Here is a 24,436-nt window from a genome sequence, read left to right on the forward strand (position 1 = left end):
TGGCGGAGATTCCCAAGAAGGAGAAGCACCCGTACCTGAAGGCGTGGGGAGCCACGCCGTGGCCCTGGACGCTGACGGTGGGAATCTCTCCCTTCGTCGCCACGGAGGGGCGGGTGAGGGGGCTCAACACCTTCGTCTTCCAGTTCGAGGGCGCGTCGTACGAGGACGAGGCGGGCTCCGCGCGGTTGTTGAAGGCCTTCCATGCGGCCCATGCTCCCGAGACGACGGAGTTCGCCGCCATCCATCCCCTGGCGCGCTACGAGGACCTGGAGTCCGGTGACTACAACCCCGCCGTGACGCTGGGGCCCATGTTCGCGGGCGTGTACTGGGCCAACTTCCTGGGCCGGGGACACCTGGAGCAGTTCGACCGGAAGATGCTGGAGCAGCTGCCCTCGGACCAGGTGGAGTGGGTGGACGGTGGGAAGGGCTTGTTCCTCGTCGTCACCCCTCGGCTCGCGGATGCCACCACTCCAGCGGTGGAGGCGGAGATGAAGCGGCTGACCGAGGTGTTCCGCGCGGCCCGGAAGTAGCGGCCAGGTGCTCGCGTGGGCACCGCCTCCCGTCGCCGAGGCGATGCGCGTCAGTGGCGGGCTGTTCTTGCCCAGACAGATGGCGGCGCTCGATGCGACGCACACTGCTTCCGTGTGGGTGAGGTACGGTTCGCCCACTCACGCGGGAGGCCGTCATGGACACCACCTACAAGTCGCTGCGCATTGAGAAGGCGGATGGAGTCGCCGAAGTGATTCTCCTGGGCCCCGGTCGTGGCAACGCCATGGGCCCGGACTTCTGGCGGGAGATGCCCGAGGCCATTCGCGCGCTCGACGAGGATGAATCCGTGCGAGTGGTGCTCGTCCGGGGCAACGGGGACCACTTCACCTATGGCCTGGACCTGATGGGGATGATGGAGTCCCTGGGGCCGCTGCTCACCGGTGACAACAACCTCGCCCAGGAGCGCACGAAGCTCCTGAAGCTGATTGGCGACATGCAGCAGTCCACCGAAGGCATTGCCCGCTGTCGCAAGCCGTTCATCGCCGCCGTGCATGGCTGGTGCATCGGCGGTGGCATGGACCTCATCGCCGCGTGTGACTTCCGCTACTGCTCCCGCGACGCGAAGTTCTCCCTGCGCGAAGTGAAGGTCGGTATCGTCGCGGACCTGGGCGCTCTCAATCGCCTGCCGCGCATCATCGGCGAGGGACACACTCGCGAGCTGGCCTACACCGGTGGCGACGTGGATGCCGAGCGCGCCCTCCGCATGGGACTCGTCAACGAGGTCTTCCCGTCGGCCGAGGAACTGCTCACCCAGGCCCGCGCCACCGCGCGACGCATCGCCGAGAACCCGCCCCTCGTCGTCCAGGGCGCCAAGCAGGTGATGGAATACTGCGCGGACAAGTCCACATCGGACGGCCTGCGCTACGTCGCCGTGTGGAACTCCGCGTTCCTCCAATCCCACGACCTCGCAGAAGCCTTCTCCGCCTTCGCCGAGCGTCGCCCCGCGAAATTCGTGGGCCGGTGAGCCCATCCCTCTCACGAGGGGCTTTCACCCGCTGCGCTCACAGTGCGAGGATTCCCGTGAAGTCGAGTCTCGGGAGTCCCACGGAATGACGGAGACGGTTGGGTTGCTGGGTTATGGGCGCTTCGGTCGCGCCCTCTCGGGGCTGCTGTCCGACGCGGGCGTGCCGCACAGCGTGTTTGACCCGAGGCAGGACGAGGTCCCTCCAAAGCTGCAGGTACGTTCGCTCGCGGAGCTGGCCGCGCGCTCCACGGTCCTCGTACTGGCGATGCCTGTCTCTGTCATGCGCGAGGCGCTGACGACGCTGCGCCCCATTCTGTCGCCTTCCCACCTCGTCATCGACGTGGGCAGCGTGAAGGTGCGGCCGGTGCAGGTGCTCGCCTCCGTGCTGGGTCGTGACATTCCCTGGGTGGGCACGCATCCGCTCTTCGGCCCCGCGAGCCTCGCGCGTGGCGATACTCGGCGCACCGTGGTGTGTCCGAACACTCTCCACCCAGAGGCCGTGCGCCGCACCCGTGCGCTGTTCGAACTCCTGGGCTGCGAGGTGACGGAGATGTCGCCCGAGGCCCATGACGAGCTGATGTCCCGCACCCATGTGCTTACGTTCTTCCTGGCCCACGGACTTGTGAAGGCAGGGGCGGGCAGAGACCTGCCCTTCGCGCCTCCCAGCTTCCAGCCCATGGCTCGGCTTGAAGAGTACGCACGGCTGGAGGTGCCACACCTCTTCGCCGTCGTGCAGACGGAGAACCCGTATGCGCGAGAGGCCCGTGTCCGGTTGATGGATGCACTCACGCAGCTCCATCAGGGACTCGAACCACAAGCAGGGGCCGCGAGTTCGACGCCTGAGTCCGCGCCCCCCGCGCTCCTGGGGGTTCGAGAGCGCATCGACAGTGTCGACCGCGAACTCGTGTCATTGCTCGCTCGGCGTGCACGCCTCGTTCAAGAGGCGGCCCGTGTGAAGTCGGCGCACGGCTTGCCGTTTCCCGATGCGGAGCGTGAGTCCTCCATGATGGAGACCCGACGTCAGTGGGCCGAGTGGGACGGACTCGACACCGCCGCGCTGGACGATGTCTTCCGTGCCGTGCTTCGCCTTTCTCGTGACTCCGTTGCTGGACCCGACGGAGACACGTGAGCCCCCGGGAGTTCGCCCCTCGCTGAACGCTTCGGCGAAAGCCCTTGCCGCAAGCACACCGGACCGTTTCGCTCGCCGCCTCGCCCCAGCTCAGCGCTGGACGGTGAACGCGGGGTTGAGGACCTTCATCGTCCCCTTCGTCACACCGAACTGCTCATGCACCGCCGCGCGGCGCACGGCCTCCGCCGGAGAGATGCGGCCCGCGAGCAGCTCCTGATACGCCCCCAGGACACGCGTGGCCTCCTCGCGTGACTCACGGACGAACTCCACCCGGAAACGCTTCACTCCTCGCGCCAGCAGCGACGGCACCAGCGACGCCGCACTCTGCGCCTGCGCGTTGAACACCGTGTTCCGACAGCCCACGTCCACGACCACCGGATGCTCCAGGCCCTTGTGGTCCCTCAGCGACAACCGGTGCTTCTCACACGGGCGTCCACAGCTCTTGAAGTCGCGCCCATGCGACAGCGTGTGCGAATACACGCAGTGCTCCGTGTGGAACGTCGAGATGTGATGGTGCACCGTCACCGCGAAACGCTCGGCCGGCAGGTGCTCCAACATCGCCCCCAACTGCACCGCGTCCAAATCATGCGCGAACGTGAGCGTGTCCAGCCCCAGCCCCAACAGATGCAGCGCCGTCACGGAGTTGGTCACGTTGAGCGAGAAGTCCCCATGCAGCGCCGGCCGTGTCTCCCCCGGCGCAAAGGGCCGCTCCAGGAAGTGCATCATCGCGCCCCAGTGCCTCGCCAGCACCGCGTCCGGCTTCAGCTTCGCGATGCGCGCGTCGTAGCCCTCCTCGCCGGGCTTCTGCACCCGCACCGTCGCAATCGTCACGCGCAGCCCCGCCGCCCGCGCCCGCTCCACTGCCCGCTGGAGCCCCACCAGCTCCATCCAATCCAGCTCCACCTCCGGCAGCCCCGCCGCAATCACCGCCTCGAGCTGCTCGTCCGTCCGACACAGCGGCAACAACCGCGCACCGTCGGCCACCGGTGATGCGACCACGCGCTCGCGCTGCGAGGCCCGAACCTCCTCCAGCACCGCCGTCTCCCGCACCGTGCGCGCCGGTCCCCGAGACACCGCCTCCGTCAGCTCCGCCACCAGCGAGCGACGCAGCGCCTTCAGCTCCGACACCGGCAGATGCAGCCCCGCACCCAGCGCCGTCGTGTCCAGCTCCGTCAGGTGGAACGAAGTGCCACCCAGCGCCGCCAGCTTGTCCTTGAGCAGCGCCGCGTCCATCCCACCCCCGCGAGACTGCGCGAGCGGCACCGTGCTCGACGCCGTGGCCACGTGGCCTCCTCGCGCCGTGCCCGTCACCACCAGCGGCCCTCCCGCCGTCCCCGACACCGTCAGCGCCAGCGGGACACGGCCCTCGGGCTCACCCTGCGCCAGCAGCTCCTCCGTGTGCTTCGCCAGGGAAGGATCACTCGTCACCCAGACACGCTGCCCGCGCGCCACCCGCCCCATGTCCGGCCCGGGATTGCCGAAGCCCAGCACCCAGCCGTGACTCGTGCGCTCGACGCGGAACAGCGGCCCGCCCGCCTCGTGCTTGTCCTCCGGGTGCCCGTCGTCGAACACCACGCCCATGCCCGGACGAGGCGACAGCTCCGCGGCCACCGGCGCATCGCCCTCCAGCGGCGAAGACACCTTGCCCTGCGGCGCCTCCGACTTCGTCCGCGCGTCGTCCTGCCCCAGCCCGCCCGTCCACGGACGTCCCTCCGGGTCCTCCGCCACGAGCACGTCGCGGCCCTGCACCGCTTCCACCACGCCCAGGTAAGCGCCTCGGTGTTTGGGGAAGCGCCCCTCCACCAACGTCTGGTGGTCCGAGCCCGCGAAGAAGCCGTGTGAGAAGCCCCGGCTGTACGACAGCGTCATGTCGGCCAGGTCCTTGCGCAGCGCACCCGTATCCGCCTTGCCCGCGGACACACCGTCCACCCACCGCCGATAACCCTGCACCGCCGTGGCCACGTACTGCGGCCCCTTCTGCCGGCCTTCAATCTTCAGCGAGTGCACGCCAATCTCAATCAGCTTCGGCACCGCCATGACACCGGCCAGGTCCTTGGGGCTGAGCAGGTAGCGCACGTCGCCCAGGTCCTTCGTCTGTCCATCCACCACCAGGTCATACGGCAGCCGACAGGACTGCGCGCACTGTCCCCGGTTCGCCGAGCGTCCACCCCACGCCTCACTCGTAAGACACTGGCCGCTCCAGGACATGCAGAGCGCGCCGTGGATGAACACCTCCAGCTCGATGTCCGTCTCCGCCGCCAGCCGTCCAATCTCCGCCACCGACAGCTCTCGCGGCACGACGATGCGCGTGGCACCCAATCCGCGAGCGAAACGCGCACCCTCCGCGCTCGAAATCGTCATCTGCGTGGAGGCATGAACCTCCATCTGGGGACACACCGCGCGAGCCACCAGCGCGATGGCGGGGTCCTGGACGATGAGCGCGTCCACCCCCGCGGCGGCCACTCGCCGCAGGATGTCCTCCACCACCGGCAGCTCCGGCTCGAACACCAGCGTGTTCATCGTCAGGAACGCGCGCGCGCCCGCGCGGTGCACCAGCGCCAGCGTCTCCGACAGGGTGGCGAGCGAGAAGTTCTCCGCCCGGGCCCTCGCGTTGAAGCCCTCGTCCAGCCCGAAATAGATGGCGTCCGCGCCACTGGCCAGCGCGGCCTTCATCGAGTCGAGGTCTCCAGCGGGGGCGAGGATTTCAGGACGACGGCGCATGTCCGCCCTCTACCACAGCGAGGCTGTCATCGCGCCCGTCCTCACGCGCCCGTGGACGCAGTGCGGCAGGTTCTGGTCAAGTCGCCGCCCGGTTGCTTCCACAGGAGACGAGTCATGGCTGAAGGCGTGTTCAAGGACGGGCTGCTGGCGGGCAAGGTGGCGTTCATCTCGGGCGGCAGCAGCGGCATCAACCTCGGCATCGCCGAGGCGTTCGTGAAGGCGGGGGCCAAGGTGGCCATCAACGGTCGCAATGTGGAGAAATTGGAGGGCGCGGTGAAGGGCCTCCAGGCCCACGGCACCGCCATGGGGGTGGCCGCGGACGTGCGCGACTACGCCTCCGTGGAGAAGGCGCTCCAGACGGTGCGCGACGCGTACGGTGAGATGGACATCCTCATCTGTGGCGCCGCCGGCAACTTCCCCGCACCGGCCCTGGGCATGTCCTCCAACGGCTTCAAGGCCGTCATGGACATCGACGTGCTGGGCACCTTCAACCTCTGTCGCGCCGGCTTCGAACACCTGCGCAAGCCCGGCGCCAGCATCATCAACATCTCCGCGCCCCAGGCCTACCTGCCCATGGCCATGCAGGCCCACGTGTGCGCCGCAAAGGCCGGCGTGGACATGCTCACCCGCGTGCTGGCGCTCGAGTGGGGCGGCGCCGGCGTGCGCGTCAACGCGATTACGCCCGGCCCCATCGAGGACACCGAGGGCATGCGCCGCCTGGCCCCCAGCGAGGAGGGCCACCAGCGGCTCGCCCAGGCCCTGCCGCTCCAGCGCTTCGGCACCAAGGCGGACATCTCGCGGCTGGCCCTCTTCCTGTCCTCGGAGGCCGCGTCCTACATCACCGGCTCCATCATGGTCTGCGATGGCGGCCAGTCCCTGCTGGGCGGCGCCGCGCTCATGGCGGCCATCGGGATGTAGCCCGACACAGAGGGGGATGGGGTGCTCACGACCTCCTCTGTGAAATTTGTTGTAATTGCAAACTTGTGACCTGGGTCTACGTGGCGGGTGGCGATGTCTGGTACAAGGCATTGCAACCCGCGAGTGGAGTCTTCCCTGGGGGGGGACAGCTCGCATCCCGGAGATCCGCATGTCCGTACGCCTTGCCCCGTCAGCCCGACTCCTCGGGCTGGCCGCGCTGTGTCTTGGCCTGTTCGTTGGCTGTGGTGATGACCCGGATCCGCAGCCCCTGCCCACGCCCTCGACGTTGCCGGACGCCACCGCATCCACGGTGGTCCTCGCGCCGGCGAGGGACGTGCTGGCGGACGGCGCGGACCAGGGCACGGTCACTGTCACAGTGAGGAGCAAGAACGGCACCGCGCTCGCGGGGCGCACGGTGACGGTGGCGGTGGAGGGCGACGGCAACCTGGTGTTGCAGCCGGGACAGACGAACAGCCAGGGCGTCGCCGTGGCGACCGTGGTGACCGCGCACGCGGGGACCAAGCGGGTGACGGTCTCCGTCGCGGCCGAAGGGGGCGCGGTGGTGTTGGCCTCCCGGCCCTCGTTCAACTTCGTCGCGCTGGTGGCCACGCGGCTGGAGTTCATCCCCGCGCCGGTGGAGTCCACGGCGGGCGCGCCCATCACCGGTCTGAGCGTGCGCTTCCGCGACGCTCAAGGTCGCCCCGTCCTGGGCGCGACGGCGGCGGTGACGTTGTCCCTGGCGGCGAACCCAGGGGATGTCGCGCTGGAGGGCACGCTCACGGTGACGCCGGTGGGTGGCACGGCGAGCTTCACGGACGTGGTGCTGAAGAAGGCCGGCGCGAACTTCCAGCTCAAGGCGTCGGCGGCGGGGATGGAAGATGCGACGAGCGCCGAGTTCTCCGTGGCTCCGGCCGCGGCGGCTTCGCTGGACATCGACGGGTTGGAGTCCACCGCTGTCGCGGGCGCGGCGCGCTCGGCACAGGTGACGGTGCGTGACGCCTTCGACAACGTGGCCACGAACTACACCGGCACGCTGTCCGTGAGCTCCACGGATGCCACGGCCTCGCTGCCCGGGCCCCATGCTTTCACCCAGACGGATGCGGGGCGCTTCACCTTCACGGGGGTTGTCCTCAAGCGCGCGGGCAGCCATCAGGTCACGCTTCAGGATGTGAGTGTCGCCGCGCTGCGCGCCCAGCAGGACGTGGGCGTGGTGGCGGGGGAGGCGTCGGCGCTGGTGTTCACCCAGGTGCCCGCGTTGGCCTCGACGAGCGCCGTGTTGTCTCCGGTGGAGGTGTCCCTGCGGGATGCCTTTGGAAACCTCTCGGCGGTGGGGGCTCCTCCCGTGGCGGTGTCGCTGGTGGAAACAGGCGACCTCTCCGGGGTTCAGGAGGTCGCGCCGGTGGAGGGCGTGGCTCGCTTCACCGGGCTGCGGGTGAGCACGGAGGGCAGCTATCACCTCCGGGCGAGCGCGACGGGACTGACGGAGGCGAGCAGCACCGCCATCTCGGTCGTCGATGACGTGGCGCCCGCTCGGCCCGTGCTCTCGCTGGGGACGCTCGGCACGGAGTCGGCGACGGTGACGTGGGTGGCCGTGGGTGATGACGGCAGCGTGGGCCGGGCGACGTCGCAGACGTTGCGCTACTCGCTGTCCCCCATCCTCACCGACGCGGAGTTCGACGCGGCGACGCCGGTGGGGGGCGTGAATGCTCCCGCCGAGCCGGGCACCGCCGAGTCCGCGCAGGTCACCGACCTGGTCGCGAACCAGACGTACCATGTCGCGCTGCGGGTGACGGACAACCGCGGCAACTCCGCGCTCTCCAACAGCCTGTCCTTCCAGACGCTGAACGCCGAGGTGACGCAGCTGGCCTTCACCACGCAGCCGGTGAATGGGACCGCGGGCGTGTCGCTTGCGGGCGTGCGAGTCTCCCTCCAGAACGCGCAGGGCGAGGTCGTCACCACGGCCAGCCTGCCGGTGACGCTGTCGTTGGTGGGGGGCTCGGGCTTCGAGCCGAAGCAGGTCTCCGCCGCCTCTGGCGTGGCCCTCTTCTCCGACCTGCGCATCGACCGCGCGGGTACCTATCGCTTCTCCGCCAGCGCCAACGGGCTGACGGTGCAGAGCGATGAGTTCGTCATCGAGGCGGGAGCGGCGTCCCGACTGGCGCTCACGGGGCTCGTGGCGCCCGTCATCGCCGGCCAGTCACAGAGCGTGGAGGTGACGGCGTTCGACGGCTTCGACAACGTGGCCAAGGGCTACTCGGGCACCGTGCGCTTCACGTCCACGGACCCGGAGGCGGAGCTGCCCGCCGACTACACCTTCACCGCGCAGGACCAGGGACGCCACGTCTTCTCCGACGTCGTGCTGGCCAACATGGGCCTCCGCCGGGTGACGGCGACCGACACCGCCAACGCGCAGCTCACGGCCTTCATGGAGGTGGAGGTGACGAACGACGCCGCCCACCACCTGGACCTGGAGGGGCTGCCGACGCAGGCGGCGGCGGGTGGCAGTCACACGCTGACCCTCAGCGTGAGGGACCGCTTTGGCAACCTCGTCACGGGCTACACCGGCGAGGTGGACTTCGCCTCGGACGACCCTCGCGCCACGCTGCCTCCCGAGCACGTGTTCACCGCCGGGGATGCGGGCCGCTTCACGTTCAGCGTGACGCTGGAGAGCGCCGGCGAGCGCTCCATCACCGCGGCGGAAGTGGGCGGGGCACTGTCCATCACCCGGAGCACGCAGGTGTCCCCGGGGAACGCGGAGTCGCTGTCGCTTGTGCTGTCGATGGCGTCTCCGGCCGCCGGTCAGTCGGTGAGCGCGACGGTGACGCTGGTGGATGCGTATGGCAATCAGGCCGCCGGCTATCGAGGCACGGTGGCGCTGAGCGTGGCGCAGGACCCCGGGGCCACGGTTCCGGGGCCGTACACCTTCACCGAGACGGATGCGGGCCGGCACGTCTTCAGCGTGACGTTCGCCCAGGCGCAGGCGACCACGCTGTCCGCCGTGGACACCCAGCAGGCGACGTTGTCCGCCTCCGAGGCCGTGACGGTGAGCGCCGGCGTGGCCACCGCGCTGCGCGTGTCGGCGGTGACAGAGTCCCTGACGGCCGGTGTCGCCCATGTGTTCTCCGTCAGCGCGAGGGACCGCTTCGACAACCTGTCCCGCGACTACGTGGGCACGGTGCAGCCGTCGGCGACGGATGCCAACGCGGGGCCGCTCACCGCCCACACGTTCACCGCGGCGGACCAGGGGGAGCACGGCTTCACCATTGCCCTGCGCACCGCGGGCACGCAGACCGTCACGTTCACGGACGCCGCGCTCGCGGTGTCGGCGGCGCGCGAGGTGACGGTGGACGCCGCTGCCCCGGCGCGGCTGGGCTTCGTGTCCGCACCGGGCTCGGCTTCGGTGCGCCAGGTGCTCGCCGCGGTGAGCGTGGCCGTACAGGACGAGTTCGGCAACACCTCGTCCAGTGGTGCCCCGGTGGTGACGCTCTCGCTCTCGGGCGGCGGTGTGCTCGACGGTGACGTCACCGCCACGGCCGTCGCGGGTGTGGCGCGCTTCACCACGCTCTCGGTGGCCCAGGAGGGGGACTACACGCTGACCGCCTCCGTGTCCGACGCGAGCCTGCCGGCCGCCTCCAGGGCGCTGTCCATCATCGACGACCAGGTGCCCTCGCCGGTGGCCACGCTCGAGGCGAGCGTGGTGGGCGCTGACTCCGTGAGGCTGCGTTGGGTCGCCACGGGCGACGACGGCCAGCTGGGCCAGGCCTCGTCCTACCAGCTGCGCTACGGCCTGGCGCCGCTGAACGAGACGAACTTCGAGGTGGCCGTGGTGGTGCCCACGGGCACGCCGGGCCTGCCTGGAGCGCAGGAGGAGGCGACCGTCGCGGGCCTCGCGGTGGGCCGCACGTACTACTTCGCGGTGCGCGTGGTGGACGGCGCGGGGAACTCCAGCCCGCTGACGACCACCTCCCTGGACCTGCCCAGCGCGTGTGGCAGCCAGGTGTGCGCGCCCCGTGCGCCCGAGTGCTCCGAGTCGGGCGTGGAGGTGGTGACGTATGAGGCCACCTGCGAGATTCTGGCCGGTGAGCCGACGTGCGTTTACGTGCCCACCGCGTCAGCGTGCACCGGTGTGGATGCCGTCTGCTACCAGGCGGCGTGCACCACGGCGGCGGCGCCCGGCGAGCGCACGCTCATCATCACCGAGGTCATGGCCTCCCCGAGCACTGGCACGACGGAGTACATCGAAGTGACGAGCACGTCCGACGCGCTGCTCAACATCAACGGCCTCTCGCTCATCTCCTCGGCCACGACCACCGTCTCGGTGGACAAGGGCCCGGGCGCGGCCGTGGTGCTGCCGGCGCGCGGCATCCTGGTGCTGGCGAGCAACCCGGACCTCGCCACCAACGGTGGCGTGGACGCGGACTACGGCTATGGGAACGCCCTGGAGCTGGAGAGCACGGGCCAGCTGTCCCTTCGCGTCAATGGCGTGGTGATGGACGACCTCACCTACGACGAGGAGTTCCCGCTGGTGGCGGGCCGCTCCCTGAGCCTGTCCTCGGAGCTGGTGGGCAGCACCGCGAGCCGCTACTCCTGGTTCTGGTGCGCGTCCAACGACGAGCTGTCGGGCGGAGACCGGGGCACGCCGGGCCTGCCCAACGAGACGTGCGGCGTGGACATCCAGCCGCCCGTGGAGTTCTGCGCCATCGAGTCCCCCAAGTCGTTCCCGGCGGTCATCGCGCGCGGCTCCTCCCATGAGGTCACCAGCCGCGTCTACGAGCCGCAGGTGACGACGCGCAGCACGGCGGGCAATGACCACTTCCCGTACCTCGTCTCGGAGCTGGGCTACGGCACGGACGCCAACGCCCCGGAGTCCTGGACGTGGGTGCCCGCGACGCCGAACCCCAGCTATGGCGCGCTCGGCGGCAACGACGACGAGATGTTGGCCACCCTCCAGATTCCCACGAACGGGAGCTTCCTCTACGGCTTCCGCTACCGCTTCACGCGTGGCCCTGTGGGCGCTGACACGTGGGTCTACTGCGACCAGAGCGGCGTCGTCTCGCCTGGGGTCCCGGCGAGCTACGGCACCGTGACGGTGGACGAGGTCCTCCCGGTGGCGGACCACGTGGTCATCAGCGAGGTCAGCGGCCGGGGTATCACGTCGCAGACGGACGAGTTCGTCGAGCTGTACAACCCGACGAACCAGGTCGTGGACCTGAGCGGCTGGATGATGCAGTACAAGTCGGCGGGGGGGTCCACGTACACGGGCACCTTCGTGATTCCCGCCGGCAAGGTCATCCCCGCGCACGGCTACTTCCTGCTCGCGCACACGGGCTACACCGGAACCGGAGCGCTGGCCGCGGATGCGACGTGGTCCGGCTTCGACCTGTCGGCCTCCACGACGACGGGCGGCCATGTCCGCATCGGTCAGTCGCTGAGCACGCCCACTCCCATCGAGGTGGACAAGCTGGGGTGGGGGACGGCGAACTCGCCGGAGGGCTCCGCGGCCGGTCCGTTCCACCCGGCGGCGGGCGGCAGCATCGAGCGCAAGGCGCTGCCCACGTCGACGCAGGCCACGATGGCCGAGGGCGGCTCCGACGCGAGCCGGGGCAACGGTTCCGATTTGAACAACAACAGCGCGGACTTCGTGGTTCGCACCACCCGCCAGCCGCAGAACTCCCTGAGCGGGACCGAGCGGCCGTAGTCCGCGGGACATCCTGAGCGGTACGGGAGGCCGTCCTGGCTGTACGCCGGGGCGGCCTCCCTGTCTTCCGAGGCTCAGGCGCGGCGGGCCCACTGTCGGCCAGAGTGCCGTCCGGCCATCAAAGGCTGCTGCCCGGAGGCGGCGGGCGGATTACCTTTGCGGCGCACACTTCCCGTCAGCAGCACGCCCAGGAGAGCAGCCCGTGCCTGAAACGCCTGTCCCCGACGCCGTCCGCCTCATCACCTGTCCGCCCGCCGAGTTCCGACGCTCCGGTGAAGCCGCCATGGAGGCCACCCGCGCCGGAATCGCCCGCCTCAAGGCGCTTCGCGCCCCCTTCGACGTGGTCCAGGTGCTGGAGCTGTACGACGAGGCCATGGCCTCGCTGGACGATGCGGGGGCCCGCGCGAGCGTCGCGCGGCACTCCCACCCGGAGGCCGCCATGCGCGAGGCCGCCGAGGCCGCCGAGCAGGAGCTGGAGACGCTCGCCACCGACATCCGCATGGACCGGGGCGTCTACGACGTGCTCGCCTCGTTGGACCTCTCCGGCCAGGACGCGCAGACGCGCAAATGGATGGAGAAGGTGCTGCGCGACTTCCGCCGCTCCGGCGTGGACCGCGATGACGCCACCCGCGCGCGGGTGAAGGCGCTCAACGATGAGCTGGTCCGCATTGGCCAGGAGTTCAGCCGCAACATGCTCCAGGACACGCGCGCGGTGTCCCTGCCTCCCTCCGCGCTGGACGGGCTGCCTGACGACTACGTCCGGGCCCATCCCCCGGGCGCGGACGGTCAGGTGAGCATCACCACCGACTATCCGGACATCATCCCCTTCATGACGTACTCGCGCGACGCGAAGGCGCGCGAGCAGATGTGGCGGGCCTTCCGCATGCGGGGCCACCCCAGCAACACGGACGTGCTGGAGCGCATGGTGGCGCGCCGTCACGAGCTGGCCACGCTGCTGGGCTACCGCAACTGGGCGGCCTTCGCGACGGAGGACAAGATGATTCGCGACGAGCAGGCCGCCGCGGACTTCATCGCGAAGATTTCCGACGCGTCCGGCGCGCGCATGCAGCGCGACTACGCGCTGCTGCTGGAGCGCAAGCGCCGGGACGTGCCGGGTGCCGCGCGCGTGGACCCGTGGGACCAGGCGTACCTGGAGGACCGCATCAAGGCGGAGCAGTACGCCTTCGACTCGCAGGCGGTGCGCCCGTACTTCGAATACACGCGCGTGAAGCAGGGCATGCTGGATTTGACGGCGCGGATGTTCGGCGTGACGTACCGGCGCATCCAGGACGCCACGGTGTGGCACCCGGACGTGGAGGCCTACGACGTGCTGGAGGGCGGCACGGTGAAGGGCCGCTTCTACCTGGACATGCACCCGCGCGCGGACAAGTACAAGCACGCCGCGCAGTTCACCCTCACCAGCGGCAAGTCCGACCGCCGGCTGCCCGAGGGCGTGCTGATGTGCAACTTCCCCAAGCCCGGCACGGAGCCCGCGCTGCTCCAGCATGACGACGTGGAGACGTTCCTCCACGAGTTCGGCCACCTGCTGCACCACATCTTCGGCGGCCACACGCGCTGGGCGGGCGTGTCCGGCGTGCGCACGGAGTGGGACTTCGTGGAGGCGCCGTCGCAGATGCTGGAGGAGTGGGCGCGCGACACGGCGAGCCTCCAGACGTTCGCGAAGCACTACCAGACGGGCGAGCCGCTGCCGGCGGAGATGGTGACGCGGATGCGCAGCGCGGAGGAGTTCGGCAAGGGCCTGTGGGTGCGCCAGCAGATGTTCTACGCGGCGCTCAGCCTGGAAATCTACCGGAGGGACCCGGCGGGCCTGGACGCCACCGCGCTGGTGAGGGAACTCCAGGGCACGTACACGCCGTTCCCCTACGTGGAGGGCACGTACTTCCACCTGTCCTTCGGGCACCTGGAGGGGTACTCGTCCAACTACTACACGTATATGTGGTCGCTGGTCATCGCCAAGGACCTCTTCACCGTGTTCCAGAAGCAGGGGATGTTGTCCCCCGAGCCCGCGCAGGCGTACCGGCGCGCGGTGCTGGAGCCGGGCGGTTCGGACGACGCGGCCAGGCTGGTGCATGCCTTCCTGGGTCGCGACTACGACTTCCACGCGTACGAGGCCTGGCTGAACAAGGCGGCGTGAGCATCAAGGCGTGAAGGGGGGGCGCCATTCCGGGCGCCCCTCTGGGCCTACACTTCGATATTGATTTGCAGAATCAAGTCGTGCGTGTCCGTGCACGGACTGGTATGTGAGGCGGCGTCGGCCCGCGACCTGGGTCTTTCCGTTCCGCGGGCACTGGCTGGATGAAACCGTGAGCACACCTGACAGGCGTCCCTTTCCCCTCTTCGCGATTCTCGGTGTCGTCGCCGTGGTGGCCGCCGTAGCGATCGCCGTGAAGCTCCAGAGCGGCTCCTCCTCGGAGTCCGCGCCCGCGCCGGCGGCCCAGGCCCCCGCGGTGCCGGAAGCACAAGGCCGGACCTTCAAGCACGGCCAGGGGACCACCGTCGTCCCGCTGAATCCCCAGCGCGTCGTGGTCTTCGACCTGGTCGCCCTGGACATCCTGCAGGCGCTGGAAGTGAACGTCCTCGGCGTCGCGGGTGACCAGTTCCCGCACCACCTGGCGCCGTTCGCCGACGCGAAGTACCTGCGCATGGGGACGCTGTTCGAGCCCGACTACGAGGCCATCCACGCCGCGAAGCCGGACCTCATCATCACCGGGGGCCGCTCCAGCGCGAAGTACGCGAGCCTGTCGAAAATCGCCCCCACCGTCGACCTGCCGATGGGCGGCGTGAACTACATCGACACGGTGGTGGCCAACACGGAGCTGCTGGCGAGCATCTTCGGCAAGGAAGAGAAGGCCCGTGCGCTGGTGGCCCAGCTGCGAGAGTCCATCGCGAAGCTGAAGGAGACGACGGCGGGCCGAGGCAAGGGGCTGGTGGTGCTCGTCACCGGAGGCCGCATCAGCGCCTATGGTCCGGGTTCGCGCTTCGGCGTCATCCACGGTGACTTCGGCGTGCCGGTGGCCGCCGAGGGGCTCAGCGCGTCGCTGCACGGTGAGGTCATCGGCTCGGAGTTCATCCGGGAGAAGAACCCCGACTGGCTCTTCGTGATTGACCGTGACGCGGGCATGGGCCAGCAGGGTGGGGCCCAGAAGGTGCTCGACAACGAGCTGGTCCAGCAGACCACGGCCTGGAAGTCGGGGCAGGTCGTCTACCTGGACCCCCTGACGACCTATCTCATTGGCGGTGGCATCCAGGCGGTGAATGCCCTGCGGAGCCAGATTGCGGACGCCTACGCCGCGCGGGCCCAGTAGGCTGCCCGGGCCGTGAAACGCTTCATCGCCGCCGCCGCCGTCATCGCCCTGCTGGCCCTGGTCAGCCTGTTCATTGGCGTCAGCAACGTGTCGTGGGACTCGCTCTTCTCGCCGAGCCCCGACGAGCGCGCCCTCCAGGTGTTGGTCATCAGCCGCATCCCCCGGCTCCTGGCCGTCATGCTGGTGGGAACGTCGCTGGGTGTGGCGGGGCTGTTGATGCAGATGCTCGCGCGCAATCGCTTCGTGGAGCCCGCGACGGCGGGGTCGGCGGAGTCCGCGAGCCTGGGGGTGCTGGCCGCCACGGCCCTGGCCCCTCAGCTTCCCGTGCTCGGGAAGATGCTCGTCGCGGCTTGCTTCGCCCTGGCGGGGACGGCGCTCTTCCTGCTCATCCTGCGCCGCATCCCCATGCGCTCGGTGCTCATCGTGCCGCTGGTGGGCCTGGTGCTGGGCAGCGTCTTCGATTCGGTGACGACCTTCTTCGCCTACCGGTTCGACCTGCTCCAGTCGGTCAACGCGTGGAAGACGGGCGACTTCTCCACCGTCTTGCGCGGTCGCTACGAGCTGCTCTGGGTGACGCTGGTCCTCACGCTGTGCGCCTATGTGGCGGCGGACCGCTTCACTGTCGTGGGCATGGGGGAGTCCTTCACCACCAACCTGGGACTGCGCTACTCGCGCATCGTCGCGCTGGGGCTCGTCATCGTCTCCCTGGTCACCGCGATGGTGGTGGTCACCGTGGGAATGATTCCCTTCCTGGGGCTGCTGGTGCCGAACGTCGTCAGCCTGTTCATGGGAGACAACGCTCGAAAGTCCATTCCCTGGGTGGCGGTGGGGGGCGCGGGCTTCGTCCTGCTCTGCGACATCATCGGCCGCGTGGTGCGCTTCCCGTACGAGATTCCGGGGGCAACCATCGCCGGAGTCATTGGCAGCGGGCTCTTCCTCTTCCTCCTGCTGAGGAGGGACGCCCGTGTCGGCTGACGGCCTCGTGGTGGTGAGGCGGCCCGAGCGCACCCTGTTCATCCTCGGGTGCGTGGCGATGGCCTGCGCGGCCCTGTTCATGCTCATCGACGTGGGCGGGCAGTGGGACTTCGTCCTGCCGTTCCGGGGGCGGAAGCTGGCGACGGCGCTCCTGGTGGGCTACGCCATCGCGGTCTCCACGGTGCTCTTCCAGACGGTGACGGGCAACCGCGTGCTGACGCCCGCGATTCTCGGGTTCGACAACCTCTACGTGCTCATCCAGACGTGCCTGCTCTTCTTCCTGGGCTCCGGCACGGTGGCGGGCCTGGACCCCCGGCTCCTGTTCGGCGTGGAGGTCCTCATCATGGTGGCCTTCTCGGGGCTGCTGTACTGGGGGATGTTCGGCGGGGCCCGTCGCAGCCTGCACCTGGTGCTCCTGACGGGCGTGGTGCTGGGGGTGTTGTTCCGGAGCCTGTCGTCCTTTCTCCAGCGCCTCATCGACCCCAACGAGTTCATCTTCCTCCAGGACCGCTTCTTCGCGAGCTTCAACAACCCGGACCAGGAGCTGCTCGTCGTCTCGTTCCTCCTGACGTTGGGCGTGTCCATCCTGGGCTTCCGGATGCTGCGCACCTTCGATGTCCTGGTGCTGGGGAAGGAGACGGCCATCAACCTGGGTGTGGACTACCAGCGGACGGTGGCGCTCACCCTGGTGCTGGTGGCCATCCTCGTTTCGGTGTCGAGCGCGCTGGTGGGGCCGGTGACGTTCTTCGGCCTGCTGGTCTCCAATCTGGCGCACGCGCTGGTGCGCACGTACAAGCACGCGCTCATCCTGCCCGCCGCCGCACTGGTCGCCGCGGTGGCGCTGGTCGCCGGACAGGTCGTCCTGGAGCAGGTCTTCGCCTTCGACACCAACCCGCGCGTCATCATCGAGTTCGTGGGCGGGCTGGTGTTCATCACGATGCTCATGAGGAAGTCCCCGAGATGATCGAGGCGAAGAACGTCACGAAGCGCTACGGCCCTACGCTCGTCGTGGACGACGTCTCCCTGCGTTTTCCCGTCGGCGGCATCACCTCCATCATCGGCCCCAATGGCGCGGGCAAGTCGACGCTGCTGTCGATGATTTCTCGCGTGTTGCCCATGTCCTCCGGCAACGTGCTGGTGGACGGGCTGGACGTCGTCACCACGCCGGGAGACGAGCTCGCCCGGCGGCTGGCCATCTTGCGTCAGGACAACCACCTCACCTCACGGCTGACGGTGCGCGAGCTGGTGACGTTCGGCCGCTATCCCCACTCGAAGGGGCGGCCCACGGTGAAGGACCAGGAGCACGTCGAGCGGGCGATTCAGCACATGGGCCTGGAGGCGCTCTCGGCGCGGTTCCTGGACGAGCTGTCCGGCGGCCAGCGTCAGCGGGCCTTCGTGGCCATGGTGCTCTGCCAGGACACGGACTACGTCCTCCTGGACGAGCCGCTCAACGGCCTGGACTTGAAGCACGCGGTGTCGATGATGAAGCAGCTGCGGACGGCCGCCAACACGCTGGGCAAGAGCTTTGTCCTGGTGCTGCACGACCTCAACTTCGCGTCCTGCTACTCCGACCACCTCATCGCGATGCGGGACGGCAAGGTCGCGTTCCAGGGGCGCTCGGAAGACATCATGCGGCCGGACGTGCTGCGGGCTGTCTATGATTTGGAGATCGCCATCCAGCAAATCAATGGCGACTGGATTGCCACGCATTACCGCTGACGTCGCGCGGCCCATTGCCTCGCGGGCTCATGATGAAAGGATGATGGAGGCATGCGGTCGGCATGACTCCGCGCGCGCGTGGATGGGAGAGCCTCCGGTGACTCGAGAGGAGAGCGACCCATGCATGAGGCCGATTTCGAGAGGGGTTTCAGGAACGCCCCTCGGTTGATGGCGCTGGTGTTGGCGGCGCTGTTCATTCCGGGGCCTCGCGCCCAGGCCTACCCCATTCCCCCGGAGACGCTCTGGGGACTGACCGAGGAGGCCGAGTGGGTGGTGTGGGCGGACGTCGAGGAGGCATGGCCGTTGCCGGAGGATGAGCGCGAGCGCGCTCAAAAGGAGGACTGGGAATCGGGCCATGTCGCGCGCCTGCGCGTCCGCGAGGCGTGGAAGGGGAATGCCCGTCAGGGCGAACAGCTTGAGGTGCATTGGATTGAACTGGCGTGTCCGGCACCCGCTCGCTTCGAGAAAGGGCTCGCGGTGGTGGCGTTCCTGACGCACAGGGCCGGCAAGTGGCGCGCCGTGGCGAAGTCGTACGGGACGCGCTACCCGGCGAGCAATGATGACCTGGAGGCCTATCGCCGCGCGGTGACGCTCGCGAGGAACGCGCACGAGAAGTGGACGCAGGAGCGCATCGTGGGGCGGGGCGGGAATCTGGAGGCGGCGCGGGTGGACTGGCAGGTGCGCGTGTCCGCGCATCCCGCGACGCGCTGGGATGGGTTGTATGGGCTGGTGCCGGAGGGGGACTCGGCCCGCGCGTTCTACGATGGACGCGTCAGGACTCCCGTGGTGTTGACCGGCGCGCAGCGCGAGCAACTGGCGCGGGGGTTCGTCGAGCGCCCTCCGCTGGACCGGGCCCTCCCCATGATGCTCAAGGCCCTGCGGGGGCATTCGGACAAGGAGGTGGACCTGATGGCCGCACGCGCGCTCGAGACAGCGCTCACCCTGGACGGACCCCCGGGCTGGGTACCCCGTGCCTTCAGCCTGCTCCGTGAGCGCTTTGGAGAGAAGCTCCCGCCGCGAAGGGCGCCGACCCAGGAGGAACTCATGACCCGGATGCTTCGCGATGGGCTTTCGGGGCCCAGCCACGAGGAGCTGGAGGGGTTCATTGAGGAGTGGACGCGCTTCAAGCAGCGCCATCAGTTGACCCCGGCACTGCTGCCTCTGCCGGTGGAGCCTCCCGTCCCTGGCACAGGGGGCGACTCACCGCTCTGAGGCGTCGTCAGTTGCGTCCCCACTGCCGGGGGCGGGTGAAGCGCAGGAAGCCACCGGCCTCTTCCTGTCCAATCGTCTCCGCCTCACCGCCGAAGTAGCGCGCGCGAAGCTCCACCAGCTTCGCCTCCAGCGCCTCTCCGGACAGCTCCTTCGCGAGCGCCTCCCGCTCCGCCATGTACTTCGCGCCCGCGTCCCAGCGGGCGTCCCGGCTCTGGTCCAGCGTGTCCCAGCGCTGGAGGGCCTCGTCGTCCAGGCCCATCTCCTTGCGGACCGAGCGCAGGCTCCTGGCGCGCCCGTCGGCCGGCATGGCGCCCAGGTCCGTCTGCACGGAGGGCAGGTCCAGGAAGCGGTTCATCAGCTCCTGCTGGTGGCGCTCCACGTAGGCCGCCGCCTGCTCACCGTGCACCTCCTGGAGGCGCTCCTTGTAGGTGGACAGCTTCTTCTCCAGGCTCACGCCTTCCTGCGCGCCGAGCGTCCGCAGCGTGTCCGCGATGGCCTGGTTCTTCCGCTCCGACGCCCAGATGCGCTCGGCGCTCTCCTTGCCGAAGAGGCGGTGGCGCGTGTCCCACGTCGCCGTCCGGCGCTCCGTGTCGCTCAGCCCTCTCAAATAAGACTCGCTGTCCCGGACCCACTTCTCGTAGTCCACGCGGTTGCGCAGCATCGCCGCCAGCGTGTCGTAGTGCTCCGGGAAGTTCGCCTTGAGGAAGGCCAAGAGCTCCTGCTCCCAGCGGTCCGGGAAGCGCTCCTGGAAGAAGCGCATCAGCTCCTCCACCATCCGTATCTGGAGATACGGCTCGTGGAGCTTCGCCCCGTACTTCTCACGCAGCGACGTCGCGAGCGCCTCCAGCTCCGCGTCCACGGCACCGGGCGCTGGGGCAGGGGAGGGCATCACGGGTGGCGCGGTGACGGCCGGGGGACGGGCCGCGACAGGGGCCTGCCGCGTGGCCGCGCCGGACGTGGACGGCGAGGCGGGCGTCGTGGTGGGGACAACCGCCCCGGTGGGCCGGACCAGGCCCCAGCCCAGCACGCCACACGCCACGGCCACCGCGCTCACCAGCAAGACCTTCGTGCGCTGTCGCATGAATCCACTCCCTGGGGCACGGTGAAGAACGCCGGGAGGCCAGGTGACGGGCCTCCCGGCGACGGACGACTCAGCGCGGGGTCAGTCGACCTTCGCGATGTAGTCGATGATGGCCGCGTAGAACTCCATCTCGCTGAACGTGTCGGGCCCCAGGCCGATGACGTCCAGGTGGTCCTGGTTGATGACGCTGGACATGGAGGTCGACTGCAGCGCGCTGGGCGCGTTGATGTTGGACACGTAGCCCAGCGCGGAGTCCTGGGCGATGAGGTCCGAGCCCAGGCGCTCCGTGTAGCGCAGCCGGTAGCCCATCTGCTGCGAGTTGATGCCCACCAGGCCGTCGTCATCCTGCTCGGACCGGTTGCCGTCGCCCTTGCCGCCGGCGCCGTCGTTGTCGCAGTCGTCGGCGCAAGCGCCGTCGCCGTCGATGTCGAACAGGAACTCACGCACCACGAACAGCGCGGGGTTCACGCTCAGCCCCTGCTGCGCGGTGATGAGCGACGCGTAGTGGGACGCGTAGGAGGCGTTGATGGGGTTGGCGATGTTGAAGGCCTTCGCGCCCGTCGTCTTCCCGTCGTTCGCGTCCGCGTCGTTGTAGATGAGCGCCTTCACCGCCGCGTAGCCGTCATTGCCCGGGGCATAGACGACGTCGCCGTAGAAGCGGAACAGCGCGTCCAGCACGCTGGTGATGCCCGGCCCCAGGTCCAGGATGTACTTGGCGACCGGCGAGCCACGGTGCGGCGAGGACACGCTCACCAGCGCCTTCACCACCGTGTAGCCCTTGCGCTCGCGCAGCACGCGCGCGGCCTTGCGCACGTCAATGCCACCCTGCGAGTGGCCCACCAGATTCACGTAGGACGAGCCCGCGGTGGCCATGAAGCCCTCCACGTCATTGGCCAGGTCCAGCCCGCGCACGTCGGAGCTCTGCACTGGCTGCACCGCCGCCGCGAAGGCGCGCTGCCCGCTGTTCAGGCCGCTGTTGCACGACACCTCGAACAGCTCGTTGCACGGGTCACCCACGAAGGTGCCGTAGTCGTCACCCCAGTAGTCGTACCCGAGGATGTCGTCGAAGCCTCCCAAGCCATGCGCGAACACGACGGGGTAGGTGGTCTTCTCCGCGGCGGTGGCCGGACTGACGACGCCCAGGACACCGAGCGTCAGGACTGCAAGGAACAGCGGCTGTTGCTTCATGGGGGACTCCTGGCTTTGGGAGGAACGCCTGCTGCAACCGATGCACGTCGGAACAGAACCCCGGGAGCCGGCCTCACTCAGAGGCACCCTGCGACTCAGCCCAACCCCACGACCGAGCGAATCCCGAAGAACCGGGAGATCAGTGCCTCAGGATTGATTCCAGAGTCAACACGTCGCGCTGCGTTGGCTTCACGCGGCGAGCCGTCTGTTTGCTGGCGCACTGCGTTGTCTGTGATTGCGCGTCGCGCCGTCTTTATGCGTCAATTGTTGCGCGTCGCGTCGCGACTCACTGCACACGGGCGGGTCGCCCCCCGTCGCCGGAGCGGTCAACGGGGGGGCGCGGCGCGGCCTTACGGCTCCACGGGCGTCTGCTGGATGCGCCAGATTTCTTCCGCGTACTGCTTGATGGTGCGGTCCGAGGAGAAGATGCCGGCGCGCGCCACGTTGATGATGCACTTGCGCGTCCAGCCCTCGGCGTCCTGGTAGGCGCGGACGACTTCATCCTGCTTCGCCGCGTAGGCCGCGAAGTCCGCCAGCACCAGGTAGCGGTCCTCTTCCAGCAGGCTGTCCACCAGCGGCTTGTAGAGGGCGCGGTCCTCCGGGGAGAAGAAGCCGGTGGAGATGAGGTCCAACGCCTCGCGCAGCTCCAGGTTCTTCTCGTACTCGTCGCGCGGCCGGTAGCCGGCGCGCTTGCGGGCAATCACTTCATCGGCGGTGAGGCCGAAGAGGAAGAAGTTCTCGTCGCCCACCGCCTCGCGAATCTCCACGTTGGCGCCGTCCAGCGTGCCCAGCGTCAAGGCGCCGTTGAGCATCAGCTTCATGTTGCCAGTGCCGGAGGCCTCCATGCCCGCCGTCGAAATCTGCTCGGACACGTCCGCCGCGGGGATGATGCGCTCGGCCAGGCTCACCCGGTAGTTGGGGGCGAAGACCACTTGCAGCCCCGTCGTGCCCGCGTCGCTGTTGACCACCTCGGCGATGCCGTTGATGAGCCGGATGGTCAGCTTCGCCAGGTGGTAGCCCGGCGCCGCCTTGGCGCCGAAGAGGAACGCGCGCGGGTGGATGATGGTGCTCGGGTCCCTGCGCGCCCGCATCCACAGCGCGACGATGTGCACCGCGTCCAGGAGCTGCCGCTTGTACTCGTGCAGGCGCTTGATCTGCACGTCGAAGATGGCGTCGGGGTTGAGCCGCACCGAGCGGAGGTCCCGGATGTGCTGGGACAGGTCTTCCTTGTTGGCGCGCTTCACCTCGCGGAACGCCTTGCGGAAGGCCGGGTCCTCCGCGTGCGGCTCCAATTCACGCAGCTTGTCCAGGTTCGTCGCCCAGCCCTCGCCGATGCGGGAGGTAATCAGCTTGGACAGGCGCGGGTTGCACCACGCCAGCCACCGGCGCGGCGTCACGCCGTTCGTCTTGTTGTTGAAGCGCTCCGGGTACATGGCCGCGAAGTCCGGCAGCACGTCCCGGCGCAGCAGGTCCGTGTGCAGCGCGGCCACGCCGTTGATGCTGTGGCTGCCCACCACCGCCAGGTGGGCCATGCGAATCTTCTTCTCCGGGCCCTCCTCCACCAGGCTCATCCGCCGCTGCTTCTCCTGGTCATAGGGGTAGCGAATCTGCACCTGGCGCAGGAAGCGCTGGTTGATTTCGTAGATGAGCTCCAGGTGACGGGGCAAGAGCCGCTCGAACAGCGTCGCCGGCCACTTCTCCATCGCCTCCGCCAGGAGCGTGTGGTTCGTGTAGCCGAACACCGCCTGCGTAATCGACCAGGCCTCGTCCCAGGGCAGCCGCTTCTCGTCCACCAGCACGCGCATCAGCTCCGCCACGCCGATGGCCGGGTGCGTGTCGTTGAGCTGGATGGCCGCCTTCTTGGGGAAGTCCCTGAAGTCCGTGTGGTTCTTCAGGAAGCGCCGGACGATGTCGGCGATGGAGCACGCGACGAAGAAGTACTGCTGCTTGAGGCGCAGCTCCTTGCCCGCCTGGAACGCGTCGTTCGGATAGAGGACCTTGGAAATGACCTCCGAGTCGTTCTTCTCGACGACGGAGCGCTCGTAGTCGCCCGCGTTGAAGAGCAGCAGGTCGAACTCCTCGGACGCGCGCGCCTGCCACAGCCGCAGGGTGTTGACGGTGTCGTTGTGGTAGCCGGCGATGGGTGTGTCGTAGGGGACGCCCACCACCGTCTTGCCACCCACCCAGCGCGCCACGGGCCTTCCGTCCGGACCCTGGTGGTGCTCCACCCGCCCGAAGAAGCGCACCGGCACCGCCTTCTCCGGCCGGACGATTTCCCACGGGTTGCCGAACTTGAGCCACTCGTCGGCGCGCTCCACCTGGTAGCCGTCGACGATGTCCTGCGTGAAGATGCCGAACTCGTAGCGGATGCCGTACCCCATGCCGGGGTAGCCGAGCGTCGCCAGCGAGTCCAGGAAGCACGCCGCCAGGCGCCCCAGGCCGCCGTTGCCCAGGCCCGCGTCCGGCTCCATCTCCAGGAGGTTGGTGAGGTCCACCCCCACCTCGCGCATGGCCTCGGACGCGGCGTCGTGCATGCCCAGGCTCAACAGGTTGTTTCCCAGCGCCCGACCCAGCAGGTACTCCGCGGACAGGTAGTAGGCGCGTTTGACGTCCTTCTCGTAGTAGGTGCGCGCGGTGCGGACCCAGCGGTCCGCCAGCCTGTCTCGCACCGCGAGGGACAGCGCCATGAAGCGGTCGTGCGCGGTGGACGTCTCGTAGTTCTTCCCACGCGAGTAGCGCACGTGGTCCAGGAACGAGCGGCGCATGGACGTCGCGTCGCTCCCGGTGCGGCCGCTGTCGTCATTCGAGTTCGACGCCGCGGGACGGGACTGCGGGGAAGCGGAGGCGGGAGAGGCCATGTCGCGAGAGGTCTCCATCCGGGTGTGACTTCGGGTGGGAAGGCTGATGCGGGGTGTCAGGGTAGCGCAGCCCTGGCGGAGGTCGCATGGGAAAGCGC

General features: G+C 68.9%; 16 protein-coding genes. 12 read left to right on the top strand and 4 right to left on the bottom strand.

Annotation, left to right across the window (positions count from 1 at the left end; genetic code table 11):
* The 3 genes from FJV41_RS52490 to FJV41_RS26725 all read left to right on the top strand — a co-directional run.
* Positions 1–530, top strand: a 530-nt coding sequence (locus tag FJV41_RS52490) for a hypothetical protein (protein ID WP_181790957.1), incomplete at its 5' end; no start/stop codon positions are given.
* 155 nt (positions 531–685) lie between these two features.
* Entirely contained in the window at positions 686–1,513 is an 828-nt protein-coding gene (locus FJV41_RS26720) for a crotonase/enoyl-CoA hydratase family protein (protein WP_141645388.1), read from the top strand.
* A 4-nt stretch (positions 1,514–1,517) separates the two neighbouring features.
* The gene (locus FJV41_RS26725; protein ID WP_281291484.1) at positions 1,518–2,642 is read left to right on the top strand and encodes a prephenate dehydrogenase/arogenate dehydrogenase family protein; all 1,125 of its coding nucleotides are present in this window, start codon (positions 1,518–1,520) and stop codon (positions 2,640–2,642) included.
* Positions 2,643–2,732: 90 nt separating this feature from the next.
* On the opposite strand, the gene FJV41_RS26730 is transcribed toward FJV41_RS26725, so the two are convergent.
* The gene (locus tag FJV41_RS26730) at positions 2,733–5,363 is read right to left on the bottom strand and encodes a U32 family peptidase (RefSeq protein ID WP_141645390.1); all 2,631 of its coding nucleotides are present in this window, start codon (positions 5,361–5,363) and stop codon (positions 2,733–2,735) included.
* Between the two features lie 114 nt (positions 5,364–5,477).
* Between FJV41_RS26730 and FJV41_RS26735 the strand changes: the two genes are divergently transcribed.
* The 8 genes from FJV41_RS26735 (at position 5,478) to FJV41_RS26770 (ending at position 19,211) form a co-directional block, all read left to right on the top strand.
* The gene (locus FJV41_RS26735; RefSeq protein ID WP_141645391.1) at positions 5,478–6,281 is read left to right on the top strand and encodes an SDR family oxidoreductase; all 804 of its coding nucleotides are present in this window, start codon (positions 5,478–5,480) and stop codon (positions 6,279–6,281) included.
* Positions 6,282–6,450: 169 nt separating this feature from the next.
* Positions 6,451–11,979, top strand: coding sequence for a lamin tail domain-containing protein (locus FJV41_RS26740; RefSeq protein WP_141645392.1), 5,529 nt, complete (start codon positions 6,451–6,453; stop codon positions 11,977–11,979).
* Positions 11,980–12,181: 202 nt separating this feature from the next.
* Positions 12,182–14,134 carry a M3 family metallopeptidase gene (locus tag FJV41_RS26745; RefSeq protein ID WP_141645393.1) on the top strand — a complete coding sequence of 651 codons (1,953 nt, stop codon included), beginning with the start codon at positions 12,182–12,184 and terminating at the stop codon, positions 14,132–14,134.
* A 169-nt stretch (positions 14,135–14,303) separates the two neighbouring features.
* Positions 14,304–15,305, top strand: coding sequence for a siderophore ABC transporter substrate-binding protein (locus tag FJV41_RS26750; protein WP_141645394.1), 1,002 nt, complete (start codon positions 14,304–14,306; stop codon positions 15,303–15,305).
* 12 nt (positions 15,306–15,317) lie between these two features.
* Positions 15,318–16,280 (top strand): ABC transporter permease, encoded by a 963-nt coding sequence (locus tag FJV41_RS26755; RefSeq protein WP_141645395.1) that lies wholly within the window; start codon positions 15,318–15,320, stop codon positions 16,278–16,280.
* Positions 16,270–17,244 (top strand): iron chelate uptake ABC transporter family permease subunit, encoded by a 975-nt coding sequence (locus FJV41_RS26760; RefSeq protein WP_246137430.1) that lies wholly within the window; start codon positions 16,270–16,272, stop codon positions 17,242–17,244. Before FJV41_RS26755 ends, FJV41_RS26760 begins: the two co-directional genes overlap by 11 nt.
* Entirely contained in the window at positions 17,241–17,999 is a 759-nt protein-coding gene (locus tag FJV41_RS26765) for an iron ABC transporter ATP-binding protein (RefSeq protein ID WP_141645396.1), read from the top strand. The genes FJV41_RS26760 and FJV41_RS26765 overlap by 4 nt, the downstream gene beginning before the upstream one ends.
* A 120-nt stretch (positions 18,000–18,119) precedes the next feature.
* The gene (locus FJV41_RS26770; RefSeq protein WP_141645397.1) at positions 18,120–19,211 is read left to right on the top strand and encodes a hypothetical protein; all 1,092 of its coding nucleotides are present in this window, start codon (positions 18,120–18,122) and stop codon (positions 19,209–19,211) included.
* 7 nt (positions 19,212–19,218) lie between these two features.
* Here the strand turns inward: FJV41_RS26770 and FJV41_RS26775 are convergent, their stop codons facing one another.
* The 3 genes from FJV41_RS26775 to FJV41_RS26785 form a co-directional block, all read right to left on the bottom strand.
* Positions 19,219–20,292, bottom strand: a complete 1,074-nt coding sequence (locus FJV41_RS26775; protein ID WP_141645398.1) for a hypothetical protein — start codon at positions 20,290–20,292, stop codon at positions 19,219–19,221.
* Positions 20,293–20,373: 81 nt separating this feature from the next.
* The gene (locus tag FJV41_RS26780; RefSeq protein ID WP_141645399.1) at positions 20,374–21,480 is read right to left on the bottom strand and encodes an esterase/lipase family protein; all 1,107 of its coding nucleotides are present in this window, start codon (positions 21,478–21,480) and stop codon (positions 20,374–20,376) included.
* 350 nt (positions 21,481–21,830) lie between these two features.
* The gene (locus FJV41_RS26785; protein ID WP_246137431.1) at positions 21,831–24,245 is read right to left on the bottom strand and encodes a glycogen/starch/alpha-glucan phosphorylase; all 2,415 of its coding nucleotides are present in this window, start codon (positions 24,243–24,245) and stop codon (positions 21,831–21,833) included.
* Here FJV41_RS26785 and FJV41_RS54665 point away from each other — a divergent pair.
* Entirely contained in the window at positions 24,244–24,366 is a 123-nt protein-coding gene (locus FJV41_RS54665) for a hypothetical protein (RefSeq protein WP_256433081.1), read from the top strand. The two genes, FJV41_RS26785 and FJV41_RS54665, sit on opposite strands and share 2 nt — an antisense overlap.
* Positions 24,367–24,436: the final 70 nt, after the last annotated feature.

Origin of the sequence: Myxococcus llanfairpwllgwyngyllgogerychwyrndrobwllllantysiliogogogochensis, from assembly GCF_006636215.1 — a bacterium.
GTDB classification, from domain to species: domain Bacteria; phylum Myxococcota; class Myxococcia; order Myxococcales; family Myxococcaceae; genus Myxococcus; species Myxococcus llanfairpwllgwyngyllgogerychwyrndrobwllllantysiliogogogochensis.